Genomic DNA, 13,579 nt, shown 5'->3' with positions numbered 1-13,579 from the left:
TATCATTTGCAGTAATGGTGCCGCCACCAAGAGTCGAACTCGGGACCCCCTGATTACAAGTCAGGTGCTCTACCAACTGAGCTATAGCGGCATAAATACGTTTACACAGTCAATTTAGGTGGTGCCGCCACCAAGAGTCGAACTCGGGACCCCCTGATTACAAGTCAGGTGCTCTACCAACTGAGCTATAGCGGCTTAAACCGTTTTGACTATCAATTTGATGTGGTGCCGCCACCAAGAGTCGAACTCGGGACCCCCTGATTACAAGTCAGGTGCTCTACCAACTGAGCTATAGCGGCAAAACCGTTTTAATCATCAAATTTGATGGTGCCGCCACCAAGAGTCGAACTCGGGACCCCCTGATTACAAGTCAGGTGCTCTACCAACTGAGCTATAGCGGCATAAACGCTTTTACTAACAAATTTTAAATGGTGCCGCCACCAAGAGTCGAACTCGGGACCCCCTGATTACAAGTCAGGTGCTCTACCAACTGAGCTATAGCGGCAAATCTTGCCAAAGTGTTTAAATGGTGCCGCCACCAAGAGTCGAACTCGGGACCCCCTGATTACAAGTCAGGTGCTCTACCAACTGAGCTATAGCGGCTTAAACGCTTTTACAAATTGTCTAACCAAACTAAATGGTGCCGCCACCAAGAGTCGAACTCGGGACCCCCTGATTACAAGTCAGGTGCTCTACCAACTGAGCTATAGCGGCATATCAAATTGTCTGGTCGGGACGGCAGGATTTGAACCTGCGACCACTAGCACCCCATGCTAGTGCGCTACCAGGCTGCGCTACGCCCCGTTACTAACTTGGGCGCTGCCCCTGTCAGCGGGTGCGTATATTACTATAACAAAACCAAAAGGAAAGATTTTTTTTCAATTTTTTGGATATTTTTTAGATATTAATATTGTGCGTAATGACGTCTAACTTATTTATATATATAGGAAAGTTGAATATATGATTTAACAAGCCTAATAGTATCAAGGGTTCAAAGCCTTGTTGTTCAAATTACAAACAAACACATTTTGATCACATATTGACCACATTTGAGCAACAGTAAAACACTATAAGCCTTTTAAAAATTCTCTAACCTTCAAATTACCACGTTGTTTGGTGCTTTCTCATCAAACGAGAATCAAGAACATTTGGAGTTCGGAGATCGAATTATGGCCCTTAAAAAGTCTACTGTTGCTAGTCCCTCCCCTTCTTTAACAGACAATGCTGCGGCTTCCGCTAAAAGAGCAGAGTTACAACGAAAACAAGCTCGTACTGTTGCTAAGCAACAGCAGGCGGCGGAAAGAATTGCTGCCTCAACAGCTGAACTCGCCAGCGCCATTACCGAAGCAAGCAGTGCCCGAGAACAATTGTCCAAAGCCTCCGCAAGTATTGCAGCGGGTGCCGAGCAAAGCAGTAGCTCTTGTCAAGAAAGCTTGGCAGCAATCAATCAGGTCAACCAATCTCTGAAACTCCAGCAAGAAATGATTAACGAATCTAAAGATCGCTCTGATGTATTGCAAACACTGATAGAACATGTTGCTAATGAAATTACCAATCTAGTTCAAAACATTGGTATGGCGAGTGATAAACAAACCGCTTCCGTTGCAATGATGTCTGAACTCGAGCAACTGGCCAGCAATATCGGTGAGACAGTTAAACAGGTTACACGCATTGCGGATCAAACCAATCTATTAGCACTCAATGCTGCGATAGAAGCAGGCCGAGCAGGCCAACATGGTAAAGGCTTCGCAGTGGTAGCAGATACCGTTCGCTCCCTTGCGGAAGTGTCTGAAAAAAGCGCCCTTGATATCGCAGATCAGATCCAACAAATCCAAGAGCAATCTCGTCAAGTTAGTGATTCCGTTCAAGATTCTGCTACGACTGCATTAGAAGAAGTGGAAAAAGGGAAAGTCGTCACTTCTCAACTACAAAGCATTCTTTCTGATATTAAACAAATCGGTGGCTCTGCGGTGGATCTTCTTGGCAGCGCTGATCAAATGTTTGCCGCGAGCCGCGATATTTTAAAAGGTTCTGAAGAAATTGCTTCCGCTGCAGAAGAACAATCCGCAGCAGCTGAGCAAGTGGTTAAGACCATCGAGCAGCAAGGTATTGCTCTAACTCAAGCCGAACAATCCTCACAAGATTTAGAAAGTGTGGCGGACGATCTTAAAAATAGTGCTGATATTACAAAAAGCGCTGAAGACGTAGCATCTTCTTCGGAAGAACTGTCTAGTTCTATAGAAGAAATCAACCGCGCTGCAAGTGAAATCAGTGCTGCTATCAGCCAAATCAGTCGTGGAGCAGAAACAGCAGCCGCAGCCGCAGAAGAGTCTGCTGCTGCCTTGAAACAATTAGAGACAGGATCTGAGCTTGCATCTGATCGCTCGAAAACCTCTCTAGAGCTGGTATCTAAAATCCAAGAGTTGCTAAATACTAATAAGTCCAGTGTCGATGAGATGATTAACGGTATCACTTCATCATTAGAAGCAGCGCAGAGCAATGTAGAGGCGATCTCATCGATGGAGCAAATGGTTGGCGCAATTGATAAAGTCATCGATACCATTACTACTGTGTCTATCAAAACAAGCATGCTTGCTGTCAACGGTGCAGTTGAAGCCGCACGTGCTGGTGAATATGGGAAAGGGTTTGCCGTTGTTTCAGGTGATATTCAAAATTTAGCCGATGAAGCAGCTGAAAATGTGGATCAAATTAAAGATCTAGTAAAAGCAATCAGAGACCAAACTGTCAGGGTACGTATTGACCTTACAGATACCTCTGAAAGCGCCAAAAAAGAAGTAGAGAAAGCTGCTCAATCTACACAAGACTTAAGCAAAATCGAAAGCGATATTCAGGTTGTCCAAGAGAATAGCATTCAGGTTGAACGTACAGCACTAGAGATTTCTTCAGCTGTAAGCCAAGCAGTAAAGGGCATGGAGCAAATTGCTGCGGCAGCTGAGCAAGCTAGTACGGCGGCAGAAGAATGCGCAACTGCTGCTCAACAACAGTCTCGTAGTACAGAAGAATTATCTATGTCTATTGAAGAAATTGCATCTGTCGCAGACGAGTTGCAAAACGTCTAAGCCCATCGTTTATACATTTGTATAGGAGGTTCTTATGACTAATGCAATGCTGGCTGACTTCGGCAATGAGTCAATTGAAGAATCATTAAATCAGTACGTCACATTTTTCATAGGTAAAGAGCGCTACGCATTTCCTATGTCAGATGTTGTTGAGATAATACGTGTACCTGGCATGGTTGATGTGCCACTTACCTCTTCCGCTCTTCTTGGACTTGCGAATCTACGTGGGCATGTCCTCCCTGTTTTGGACCTTCGTGGCATTCTATGTTTAAACGCAGTTGAGCAGACTGACAGTTCACGGATATTAGTCGTTAATGTCGGTTCAAACGTTGGTTTGATGGTAGATCGAGTATCTCGGGTCATCGGCGTTGCTGATCAAGACATTCAAAATGCGCAAAGTATAAAAAGCAGTATTGATGCGGAGCTGCTCCAAGGCGTTATCCAGTCGAATGACGGGCAAGGCTTCATCCAAATTCTTTTACCTAAACAGTGTGTAGAAATTCAATTTCAAGACATTGTTGCTGATGCAACACAAATTGGTAATTTGGATAACAGTGCTACATCAATCACTGCACACCTAGCTGACGAAGATGCCGAAGCAGACTTAGACATGCTCGTTAGCTTTAATGTAGACGAACAAGAATATGCATTTCATCTGGAGTCTGTTCAGGAGATTGTTCGCCTGCCAGATGACATCTCAAAAGTTCCCAATGTCGACAGTCATGTTTTAGGTCTTATTAATCTACGAGAACGTGTTCTCCCTCTTATCAGCCTACGCTCATTGTTTGGTATGTACGATTGCGATGATCACGACGACCAACGAATTCTAGTGGTTAATCTGAGCAACTCCCGTCATCGTTCAAATTGTGTGGGACTCGTTGTTGATGGTGTTAAAGAAGTTCTTAGAGTCACAACAAAAGATCAAGGCGACGTTCCCAAGCTTTTAAATACTCAAAACTGCGATGACATCGAAAAGATCTGCCGACTTGAAAATGGAAAGCGCTTGGTCTCTGTGCTACGCCCAGAAAGCCTACTCCAGTACCCAAGTGTTCAAAGAGCCTTTGAGGAAACTCAGCAAGAGGAACAGTTAATGGATAAAAGCGAAGCTCATATCGAACTCGATAGCGACACTGAACAAATGGTGGTTTTCAAACTTTCTGATCAAGAATACGGCATCAGTATTGAGGATGTTCAAGAGATCACGCGCATTCCAGACAAGCTCGATAAAGTTCCCAAGACTGCAAGTTTTATCGACGGCATGGTCAATTTGCGCGGCACGATTCTACCTGTCGTCGACATGCGTACACGCTTTGATATGGAGCGAACTGAAAGTACTGACAGGCAGCGCATTTTGGTTGTCACGATTGACGCCATCAAAACAGGTTTTGTGGTGGATTCCGTATCTGAAGTTTTACGTTTGTCTAAACGTCAAATCGAAGATGCACCGCCTTTGTCTGACGATCAAAATCGTATGCTAGGTAAGGTTGTCAATCTTTCACAAAATAACCGAATCATTCAGATCCTCTCGGCAAGAGAGCTGTTGAATTCAGATGAACAACATATTGTTGCAGGTCAAATGGAGTAATTATTCATGAATGAGCTGATCTTAGTCGTCGACGATTCAGCCCTCATGCGTAAGCACATTGGTGAGTTTTTACGTCAGCAGGGCTATCGAGTAGAAATTGCTCGGAATGGTGAGGAATGTTTAGATAAAGTCCAACATTTCAAACCGGACGCCATTACGTTAGACATTAATATGCCCGTTATGGATGGTTTGACGTGTTTAAGCCATATCATGACGCAATATCCTTGCCCTACAGTAATGCTATCCTCACTCACTAAGCGCGGTGCTATGGCGACGATTGAGGCGATTCAACTCGGCGCAGTGGACTATGTTTGCAAACCAAGCGGAACGGTTTCACTCAATATAAACGAAGCATTTCCTGATTTATTAAGCAAAGTGCGTATTGCGCTTCGAGCTCGAATTAAACGTCCCAAACTTGATCCCCCTCCTCAAGTTAAACAAACACGTACTGTCAAAGATCAAAAATCTACCCGCAAACAAGATCATGCAGACAACGCTCAACATGACGTTGTGAGCATCGAGGCGCCAACGGCATCTGAGAAGATTGATTTGGTTGTAGTTGGTGTGTCGACGGGGGGACCAAGCACATTGGAAGAAATGCTCAAGGGGCTTCCTATCAATTTCAAGGCTCCCATTGTGATTGCTCAACATATGCCGGCCACATTCACAAAAAATTTGTCAAAACGCCTGAATGGTTTAGTGGCGCTAGAAGTGGAGCACATTGAACGTATGACAGAGCTTGAAGCGGGTAAAGTCTACATAGCAAAAGGTGATGCCGATGTGTTGATCATCAGACGCAATAACAAACTTATGGCACAACCAGCCCCCTCCTCAGATCAACATTTATGGCACCCAAGTGTTTCCAGAATGGTTGAGTCCGCTGGTCGAGCAGTGAAAGCTGGACGAATTGTTTGCGTTCAACTCACAGGAATGGGGAATGATGGCGCACATGAAATGGCCCAGCTAAAGAAAAACGGTGCTTTAACCATTGCCGAGTCCGAAGAGACTGCCGTTGTTTTCGGTATGCCTCAAGAACTGATCAAAGCAAATGGTGCAAGTTGTATTTTGCCATGTCACAAGGTTGCCAGCCAACTTGTGAAGTGGGTCATGTGACCACTCTAGGAGAACAAAAATGGTACTTAAAAAAGCAGCAACTGTTGCAACCGCTACGACTAGCGAAAAGTCAGCTTATGGTCTTCAAGATTGGCTTCGCTTAATTGACAGTACCAGTCCAGAAGATCGACGTTTGGCAGCTCGTGCGTTAGCTGAGTTTCCTGTTTCTGCGCCTGCTTTGTTAAACACTCTCGCACGAGAATCAAATATACGTGTAAAGGGGGCCATTCTTGTGAGCCTTCAGTGCATTGGTGGTCACCGAGTGCTTGAAGGACTTTTACCCTTTCTTCGTTCGGATAATGCAGCTCTTCGGAACGGCGTTATTGAAATCTTACAAGGCATGCCAAACGAAATCGGTGACTACATTAATGATTTGCTGCACGATCAAGATTCCGATGTACGAATTTTCGCTATTGATATTTTACAGACTTTGGCGCATCCAGACTCTCCAACCTGGCTCTTGGATGTCATCCTTCATGACAAACATGTAAATGTAGTAGCCACCGCCATTGATCGACTCACTGAAATTGGTACACCAGAAATGCTACCAGCCATGAAATCTGTGTTAGCACGATTTCCAAATGAGCCGTACATAGAGTTCATTGTAAATCTTGCCATTAAAAGACTGAGCGAGGACTGACTATGGCTGCGCTGAGTAAAGAGATCGACATCAAAATTACGAATGCCGAATTCGAGCGCTTCAGAGACTTCTTCTATCGTAAAACAGGTATCCGATTTGAAGACAGTAAGCGTTACTTTGTGGATAAACGCTTGGTTGAACGCATAAAAAAAACGAGCTCAAATTCCTTTAGAGATTATTTTACTTCAATGCGTTTTCAAGCATCTGGAGAAGAACTACAACAGCTCATCAATATCATGACAGTCAATGAAACTTACTTCTTTCGTGAATCTCACCAATTTGATTGCATGGTGGAAGAGCTGCTGGATGAAATTGTGCGCACACAGAACAAAACGGAGCTCAAGATTTGGTCAGTACCTTCAAGTACTGGTGAAGAACCCTACTCCATCGCCATTTACTTAATGGAAAAGTGGCCTGGTATCAATCACGTAGATGTAGAACTACTGTCTTCAGATATCGATTCCTCGGTTCTAGAAAAAGCAAAAGCAGGCATCTTCAACGAACGTTCCGTTCAAAACTTAAGCCCTGCTTTACGTAAAAAATATTTCAATAAAACAGAATTTGGACTTTATCAGGCAACTGATGATTTACGCAGCTGCGTTCACTTTTCAAAAGTAAACTTAAACGAACAAAAAGACATGCAAAAGTATCGCGACATTGACCTGATTTTTTGTCGCAATGTACTGATCTATTTTGATGATTATTCACGCAGAAATGTTGCAGAAGCGCTGTACGACGCTTTATCACCAGGCGGTTATATATTCCTTGGTCATTCAGAGTCAATGAGTCGAATTTCATCATTATTCAAGATACGCAAGTTTAAAGATGCCCTTGCCTACCAAAAGCCGATTGAATAGGAGATAGGTTCCATGAAGAAAATTCTAATTGTTGACGATGCCACAACCGTTCGCATGTATCACCGTCAGCTGATGGAGAGCCTTGGCTATCACGTTGAAGAAGCAGGCAATGGTGTTGAGGCATTAGAAAAAGCGTCACAAGACACTTACGATTTATTTCTTGTGGACATCAACATGCCAAAAATGGATGGCTATACCTTTATCGAGGAGATTCGTAAAACTCCAGCGGTAAAGGCAACACCAGCAATCATGATTAGCACAGAAGAAACAGAGTCTGATCGCGACAAAGCTTACGAAGCTGGGGCCAACTTTTACTTTATTAAACCTGTCCGGATGGAAGCTATACAGACCTTTACTAAGCTTCTAACAGGAGGTGCAGAATGAACCCGATGCTAGAATCCTTTATTTCCGAATCCCGTGATAACTTGGAAGAAGCAAGCCAGTGCTTCCTATCACTTGAGCAGAGCCCGAATGACCCAACGGTGATGCAGAATTTATTTCGCGCTATGCACACGATTAAAGGCTCTTCTGGGTTATTTGAACTTGGCGCATTCACACACCTTATGCATGTTGCAGAAGACGTTTTAGACTTGGCACGTGCCGGCAAAATACAGCTCAACTCTGATCATATTGATGTACTGTTAAGCGCTATGGATCAAATCACGGATTGGATTGACGAGCTTGAAGCAACTGGAGAGTTAAATACTGATGCGGATAACAAAGCTCAGCCTCATATTTTAGCCCTATCTGAGATGATTCCAGTTGAACATAAAGAAGAGTGCGATGAATTAAGCCTTGCAACCAAGTCGCATCAAACCACTCATCGTTTGGGTTATAGTGAAATCGAAAGTAGCCTTGGCTGCTTATCTGACCAGCAGCGTTTTGACATATTCCAAAACGCTGATCAGTTAACATTTCTAAGATACACGCCTCAGGAATCTTGCTTCTTCACTGGCGACGATCCGTTACATACTGCTCGGTTAACACCAAGCTGTCAGCATTTACGCATTGTACCAGTAGCAAAGTGGCCAACGATTGATTCGCTGGATCCATACCAGTGTCAGCTTAGTTTCGATGTTATTTCCAGCGCAGATGAAGAGACACTTATTGACCATTATCGTTATGTGGAAGATGACATCAAATTATGCCCGCTCGACATGTGCTGGTTAGCCTTCCCACAGGGACAGTGGAGTGATGATCAAAGCTTATTTAGTGATGTCTTGCCGGAACTTAAAACCCACATTGATAAGGAGTCTTGGCATAATATTCCAAATCTGATCGCACCTATCCTTGAGCTTGCGAATCCTTCTGTTTATCAAATTTCATGTATGCGCTGGATTAAAGCAATCGCTGAAAAAGAGGTTTTAGAGAAGCCTCTTATAGAAGCGCTGTTTACAGCAATTGAAACGGGGGAATTTGATTATTCTTTAAAATCTGAAGTCAACAGCGATTCAACAGAAAGCCATCAAACAGATGCGGACACCACCACTACCGATACAGGCCCTCAAGAAGAGTATTTGTCAAATGACGTCAAAACGTTGCTAGCTACGCAAGCTAGGATGCTAGAATTCAGCAACAGTGACGATCTAGAAGGCCGCGTAGACTCTGTTGAACGTATTTTCAATCATGCCTTACCCGAGGAGTTCATACCAAATAATCTATTAGATGTTTGCCAGCAAGCAAAACAGGAACAATCTGCAAACCCTCTTATCATTCTCATTCGCTCACTCTTAGACTCAACGTCTCCCTTGGAAACTAATTCATTAGAGTCTACTGAAAATGATGCTGAAGAAACGTTAGACATTGCCACTCTAGTTCGACAAGAACAAGCATTGAGGGCCCATGAATCAGAAGCAGCAGCGGATGAATCGGCACTAGATCAAACTTCTCTTATTAGTCCTGCCCCTTCTCCTATAGATTTACAGCAACCAATCAGCGACCGCGACAGTACATCTGAGCTGGCTAGAACAGATCTGTCTAGTACTCAACCTGTGGCTAAAGAGCCTGTTCATAATCAAAAACCGCAGGTACTCAAAGTTGATCAGCACAGAATAGATATTCTGATGGATCTAGTAGGAGAATTGGTAGTTGCCAAAAATAGCCTGCCATACCTAGCGAAAAAGGCCGAAGATGAGTTCAATGTTCGCGCTTTAGCAAAAGAAATAAAAAGCCAATATGCCATCATTAATCGTCTTGCTGAATCCATGCAAAGTACTATGATGCAGATTCGCATGGTGCCTGTTTCAACTATTTTTCAGCGCTTTCCTCGCCTCGTTAGAGACTTATCTCGCAAACTCAATAAAGATGTGCGCTTGGTTCTAGAAGGGGAAGAGTCTGAGGCTGATAAAAATGTGGTCGAGAACCTAGCAGACCCTCTCATTCACTTGGTGCGAAATAGCCTAGATCATGGCTTTGAAACCGAAGAAGAACGTGTCGCACTAGGCAAACCAGCCCAGGGTTCCCTCTACCTACGCGCCATACCTAAAGATGATCAAGTCATCATTGAAGTAGACGATGATGGCCGTGGTATGGACCCTGCAAAACTTAAACAAAGCGCTTATCGAAAAGGCATCATCAGCGAGCAAAAGCTTGAGACAATTACAGACCAGGAAGCCTTGTATTTGATCTTTGCTCCTGGCTTTTCAACAGCAGAACAAGTCTCTGATTTATCTGGTCGTGGTGTTGGTATGGATGTCGTCAACGGCCTCGTTCAACAAGCTGGCGGTAGAGTCACCATCGACAGTGAACTTGGAAAAGGAACCACTATTCGTCTTTACTTACCTCTAACGATGGCCGTAAGCCGCGTGATGATGGTTGAGGTACAGCAGCAATGCTTTGGCATTTCGATGGAGAATATTGTTGAAACCGTCAAAGTGCCGCACGATCGTTTGCTACGCATAAAACAAGGAGAAGCAATTGTTTTACGCGATAAAGTCATTCCAGTTCTATCGCTACACAGCCTACTTGCTTTACCTGAGACACAATTCGAAGAAGAAGTTCCGCTACTGATAATGAACCTGAATGGGGAAGACATTGCGCTTAAGATCGATCTATTCCACGAAGGGATTGATATCGTGCAAAAACCGCTTGCTGGTCTCATGTCTCAATATAACTATTATTCAGGTTCCGCCCTACTGGGCGACGGGCGTGTCTTACTGATTCTGAACATTAAGGAGCTGCTATCATGCCAATAACCTACAAAACAAATGTCGTTGTGATGGAAGGAGTTTGTGGCATCGAAGATGGCGATGAACTACTACAGTGGCTTATTGACCACCCAAAAGGAAAACTAAATTTGAAGCAAACGACACATATACACACAGCTCTACTTCAAATAATACTGTGCCACAGCCCAACGGTCTCTGTATCTCCAGAAGACTCTTCTTTTAAAAGGCTCTGGAGCGACAGTATTGAGGTGTTGATGGAGACAGAGTAATGCAAGTTATTACAGTGTGTAACCGTAAAGGAGGAATGGGGAAATCTACCACTGTAGTTAACCTAGCACGACAATGGTCGAAGCTAGGGCGAAAAGTATTAGTGGTGGATTTAGATTCACAAGGACATGCGACTTTAGGGTTACTCGGCCTTGATTACATGACCAAACCTCAAGCTGGAGTACATCAACTCATCAACGACCAAAACATACATTTGCCTGAGGTAATCATACAAACAGAATTTGAATCTCTTTCGCTACTGCCTGCGGACTTAAACTTTAACGAATCAAAATTGGTTGATGATGTCACTCAGTTAAAGCAACGCATACAATCTCTTCCGGAAGATCAATTTGATCTTATTTTGATTGATACTCCACCCTCCTTAAGTAACGCATTGCTTTCCGCATTAGTTTGCGCCGATTGGGTGCTCATCCCCTTTATTCCTCATGCACTTTCAATGAACGGCATCATGCAGTTGAGTGAGCTGTTTAAAGAAATCGCAACGGAGTTTAACCCTTCACTAAAACTCATGGGCTTGTTACCTGTTATGGAAGATCGTCACATTCGATTACAAAACAGAGTAATAAACACACTGTCAAATCGCTTTGGATCGCACAAACTACTTAGAGGAATCAGAACCAATATACGGTTGGCAGAAGCATTCGAACTTGGATCACCGATCCAAGATTATTCTCCCAACTGCCGTGGAGCGATGGATTATCACATGCTCGCTCATGATCTAGATTTAGTGATTCATTAGGAGAACGCAATGAAGAAAATACTTCTCGTAGATGACTCTATGACCATGTTAATGAGCATGGAGGGTGTTTTAAAACGCGCTGGCTTTGATGTCAAAACAGCGACTGATGGCAACAAAGCCCTAGCACTGATTGACAGTTATGCCCCTGACCTAGTTATTACCGACTTGAATATGCCAGGCATGGATGGGATTGAGCTGATCAAAAAGATAAAACAGAATGCCAGCATGCGCTTCAAACCCATTTTAATGTTAACCACTGAATCGCAGGAATCCAAAAAAGTCGAAGCAAAATCTGCTGGGGCAACCGGTTGGCTTGTTAAGCCTGTATCCCCTACAGACTTAACAAGCGTCATTAAAAAAGTACTGCCTGGTTCTTAATAAGAAACTCTTTATAAGGGGGTCTTCATGTCTGATGTGAAGCCTAACAATGCTGACCAGCGTTCATCAAAAAAAGAGGTTATTAAACTCACTACTGCTACCGCTTTTTTTACCGTTGTTCTGACAATATTAATAGAAGCTGCAATAGAGTTTAGCCCATGGAAAATAACGTTTTTGCTGGAAGAGTTAGCACTTTTGATCGCTGCAATAATATCCGCTTATGTGTGTGCAATCAGCTACAAATACTACTTAAATAAACAGAAAATCAAGATAGCTTTTGTGGACCTTGGTTGTATGCACTTGATGGAGTCAGACTTGTTAGATCAAGAGCATATGCTTGACAGCATCAGCCGCTACAAAGAATCCAATATAACGGTTAAACAATGTAATAAAATTCTTGATCAGCAGCTTACTGGCATTATTGAATTGACTGATGATGCCGCTATCAATTTAATGACCAAAATTAGAACAGCAGAAGATGAGGCTACTCAAGCACTTAATGACATCTTTGAGGCAGTATCTAGCACTTCTAGAACGACAGACATCTATCGCGAGAAGCTTGCTGAAAACCGAACAAGCGCAAATGAATTAAGCGAATTCCTCAGATCGCAGGTCTCGGCCAACCAAGAACGTGCAGAATCAGTAAAAAATGCACTGGGGCAATTAGATAAGTTGTCAGAGCTAACCGACCTTGTAAAAAATATTGCAGAGCAAACAAACCTTTTAGCACTGAACGCAGCAATAGAAGCTGCTCGAGCTGGGGATGCTGGCAGGGGGTTTGCGGTGGTCGCTAATGAAGTACGCTCTTTATCTAACCAATCTTTAGAAGTTGCTACAAGAATTGATGGTGAGATTAGCGGTGTTATTGACAAAGTACATGAGAGTTTAAAAGGCTTTTTTAGTCAGAACTCAGGTGGAGACACTCATGACTCATTACATGAATTTGCAGATGCTTTTTTGGAGGCGATCAAAGAGCTAGAGCATCTAAGTGAGTTACAAGAATCTGTCAGAACTAAAGTGGACATTACTTCTTCTAATTTGATTAACACCATCGCCGAGATCTTTGCAGGGGCACAGTTTCAAGACATCACCAGACAGCGCTTGGAGCAGGTCATAGCAGCGCACAAAACCATCGATGATTATTTTTCGGCACTAGACGAATCTGCCTTAGACAAGATTGAACTTCGCAAATTAGAGCCACTAGATTTAGAGTTACTGCACAAGGAATATAAAATGGAAGATCAACGTAAACGGCATCAAGCGGCAATAGATGGGTCGGGTGCAGAGCATGAAACGACAAGCGTCTTTACCGAATCAAAAGCTGGCAGCTCAAATATAGAACTCTTCTAACAAAACCGTCCCAGTTACATCAAGAGCAAAAAAACCGCTTTAGACGATGCCTAAAGCGGTTTTTTGGTGTCAGAAAGAAAGATTACTCTTCCATATAACTTTCAACCTTGGACTTTAGTTTCTGACCTGGCTTAAAAGTCACTACGGTTCGAGCCGTAATAGGAATTTCCTCACCTGTTTTCGGGTTACGCCCTGGACGTTGGCTCTTTTCTCGCACTTCAAAGTTGCCGAAGCCAGACAGTTTTACTTGCTCTCTTTCAACCAAGGTTTCTCTAACGGTATCAAAAAAACTCTCAACAAGATCTTTAGCATCTTTCTTACTTAGATCAAGTGAGTCTACTAAGTTTTCTGCAATATCTGCTTTCGTCAAGGACGCCATATC

The 13,579-nt window shown here is 43.4% G+C and carries 12 protein-coding genes and 8 tRNA genes; 11 read left to right on the top strand and 9 right to left on the bottom strand.

What is annotated here, in order from left to right; genetic code table 11:
• Nucleotides 1–15: 15 nt before the first annotated feature.
• The 8 genes from JHD44_RS14280 to JHD44_RS14245 all read right to left on the bottom strand — a co-directional run bounded on the left by JHD44_RS14280 (nt 16) and on the right by JHD44_RS14245 (nt 804).
• Nucleotides 16–91 (bottom strand) — tRNA-Thr (locus JHD44_RS14280).
• Nucleotides 92–119: 28 nt separating this feature from the next.
• Nucleotides 120–195 (bottom strand) — tRNA-Thr (locus JHD44_RS14275).
• A 28-nt stretch (nt 196–223) separates the two neighbouring features.
• Nucleotides 224–299: transfer RNA gene (locus JHD44_RS14270), tRNA-Thr, on the bottom strand.
• Between the two features lie 26 nt (nt 300–325).
• A tRNA-Thr gene (locus JHD44_RS14265) sits at nt 326–401 on the bottom strand.
• A 28-nt stretch (nt 402–429) separates the two neighbouring features.
• A tRNA-Thr gene (locus JHD44_RS14260) sits at nt 430–505 on the bottom strand.
• Between the two features lie 22 nt (nt 506–527).
• Nucleotides 528–603 (bottom strand) — tRNA-Thr (locus JHD44_RS14255).
• Nucleotides 604–638: 35 nt separating this feature from the next.
• Nucleotides 639–714: transfer RNA gene (locus tag JHD44_RS14250), tRNA-Thr, on the bottom strand.
• Nucleotides 715–727: 13 nt separating this feature from the next.
• Nucleotides 728–804: transfer RNA gene (locus JHD44_RS14245), tRNA-Pro, on the bottom strand.
• A 365-nt stretch (nt 805–1,169) separates the two neighbouring features.
• Here JHD44_RS14245 and JHD44_RS14240 point away from each other — a divergent pair.
• Genes JHD44_RS14240 through JHD44_RS14190 form a run of 11 tightly spaced genes read left to right on the top strand, consistent with a single transcriptional unit; the run spans nt 1,170 to nt 13,197 of the window.
• On the top strand, nt 1,170–3,080 hold the full coding sequence (locus JHD44_RS14240; RefSeq protein ID WP_199463435.1) for a methyl-accepting chemotaxis protein: 1,911 nt from the start codon (nt 1,170–1,172) through the stop codon (nt 3,078–3,080).
• A gap of 34 nt (nt 3,081–3,114) precedes the next feature.
• Complete coding sequence (locus JHD44_RS14235; protein WP_199463434.1) at nt 3,115–4,665, top strand: chemotaxis protein CheW; 1,551 nt, start codon at nt 3,115–3,117, stop codon at nt 4,663–4,665.
• Between the two features lie 6 nt (nt 4,666–4,671).
• Complete coding sequence (gene cheB / locus JHD44_RS14230) at nt 4,672–5,778, top strand: chemotaxis-specific protein-glutamate methyltransferase CheB (protein WP_199463433.1); 1,107 nt, start codon at nt 4,672–4,674, stop codon at nt 5,776–5,778.
• A 19-nt stretch (nt 5,779–5,797) separates the two neighbouring features.
• Nucleotides 5,798–6,418 (top strand): HEAT repeat domain-containing protein, encoded by a 621-nt coding sequence (locus JHD44_RS14225; protein ID WP_199463432.1) that lies wholly within the window; start codon nt 5,798–5,800, stop codon nt 6,416–6,418.
• 2 nt (nt 6,419–6,420) lie between these two features.
• Nucleotides 6,421–7,275, top strand: a complete 855-nt coding sequence (locus JHD44_RS14220; protein WP_199463431.1) for a CheR family methyltransferase — start codon at nt 6,421–6,423, stop codon at nt 7,273–7,275.
• A 12-nt stretch (nt 7,276–7,287) separates the two neighbouring features.
• Nucleotides 7,288–7,659, top strand: coding sequence for a response regulator (locus tag JHD44_RS14215; RefSeq protein WP_199463430.1), 372 nt, complete (start codon nt 7,288–7,290; stop codon nt 7,657–7,659).
• Nucleotides 7,656–10,469, top strand: a complete 2,814-nt coding sequence (locus JHD44_RS14210; RefSeq protein WP_199463429.1) for a chemotaxis protein CheA — start codon at nt 7,656–7,658, stop codon at nt 10,467–10,469. Before JHD44_RS14215 ends, JHD44_RS14210 begins: the two co-directional genes overlap by 4 nt.
• Entirely contained in the window at nt 10,460–10,711 is a 252-nt protein-coding gene (locus tag JHD44_RS14205; protein ID WP_199463428.1) for a hypothetical protein, read from the top strand. The genes JHD44_RS14210 and JHD44_RS14205 overlap by 10 nt, the downstream gene beginning before the upstream one ends.
• On the top strand, nt 10,711–11,469 hold the full coding sequence (locus tag JHD44_RS14200; RefSeq protein ID WP_199463427.1) for a ParA family protein: 759 nt from the start codon (nt 10,711–10,713) through the stop codon (nt 11,467–11,469). Before JHD44_RS14205 ends, JHD44_RS14200 begins: the two co-directional genes overlap by 1 nt.
• A 9-nt stretch (nt 11,470–11,478) precedes the next feature.
• A complete protein-coding gene (locus JHD44_RS14195; protein WP_199463426.1) occupies nt 11,479–11,847 on the top strand; it encodes a response regulator in 369 nt (122 codons plus the stop codon).
• A 27-nt stretch (nt 11,848–11,874) separates the two neighbouring features.
• Nucleotides 11,875–13,197 (top strand): methyl-accepting chemotaxis protein, encoded by a 1,323-nt coding sequence (locus JHD44_RS14190; RefSeq protein ID WP_199463425.1) that lies wholly within the window; start codon nt 11,875–11,877, stop codon nt 13,195–13,197.
• Between the two features lie 82 nt (nt 13,198–13,279).
• Here JHD44_RS14190 and JHD44_RS14185 read toward each other — a convergent pair whose 3' ends face one another.
• On the bottom strand, nt 13,280–13,576 hold the full coding sequence (locus JHD44_RS14185; RefSeq protein ID WP_199463424.1) for an integration host factor subunit alpha: 297 nt from the start codon (nt 13,574–13,576) through the stop codon (nt 13,280–13,282).
• Between the last annotated feature and the right edge of the window lie 3 nt (nt 13,577–13,579).

Source organism: Marinomonas ostreistagni (assembly GCF_016461785.1).
GTDB lineage: Bacteria > Pseudomonadota > Gammaproteobacteria > Pseudomonadales > Marinomonadaceae > Marinomonas > Marinomonas ostreistagni_A.
The sequence above is the reverse complement of the archived record's forward strand: the minus strand, read 5'-3'. Positions and strand labels throughout refer to the sequence as shown.

What these genes read in the sequence shown, in the direction of transcription:
- JHD44_RS14240 (WP_199463435.1), top strand. Translation starts at nt 1,170, where the DNA reads ATGGCCCTTAAAAAGTCTACTGTTGCTAGTCCCTCCCCTTCTTTAACA.
- JHD44_RS14235 (WP_199463434.1), top strand. Translation starts at nt 3,115, where the DNA reads ATGACTAATGCAATGCTGGCTGACTTCGGCAATGAGTCAATTGAAGAA.
- cheB (WP_199463433.1), top strand. Translation starts at nt 4,672, where the DNA reads ATGAATGAGCTGATCTTAGTCGTCGACGATTCAGCCCTCATGCGTAAG.
- JHD44_RS14225 (WP_199463432.1), top strand. Translation starts at nt 5,798, where the DNA reads ATGGTACTTAAAAAAGCAGCAACTGTTGCAACCGCTACGACTAGCGAA.
- JHD44_RS14220 (WP_199463431.1), top strand. Translation starts at nt 6,421, where the DNA reads ATGGCTGCGCTGAGTAAAGAGATCGACATCAAAATTACGAATGCCGAA.
- JHD44_RS14215 (WP_199463430.1), top strand. Translation starts at nt 7,288, where the DNA reads ATGAAGAAAATTCTAATTGTTGACGATGCCACAACCGTTCGCATGTAT.
- JHD44_RS14210 (WP_199463429.1), top strand. Translation starts at nt 7,656, where the DNA reads ATGAACCCGATGCTAGAATCCTTTATTTCCGAATCCCGTGATAACTTG.
- JHD44_RS14205 (WP_199463428.1), top strand. Translation starts at nt 10,460, where the DNA reads ATGCCAATAACCTACAAAACAAATGTCGTTGTGATGGAAGGAGTTTGT.
- JHD44_RS14200 (WP_199463427.1), top strand. Translation starts at nt 10,711, where the DNA reads ATGCAAGTTATTACAGTGTGTAACCGTAAAGGAGGAATGGGGAAATCT.
- JHD44_RS14195 (WP_199463426.1), top strand. Translation starts at nt 11,479, where the DNA reads ATGAAGAAAATACTTCTCGTAGATGACTCTATGACCATGTTAATGAGC.
- JHD44_RS14190 (WP_199463425.1), top strand. Translation starts at nt 11,875, where the DNA reads ATGTCTGATGTGAAGCCTAACAATGCTGACCAGCGTTCATCAAAAAAA.
- JHD44_RS14185 (WP_199463424.1), bottom strand. Translation starts at nt 13,576, where the DNA reads ATGGCGTCCTTGACGAAAGCAGATATTGCAGAAAACTTAGTAGACTCA.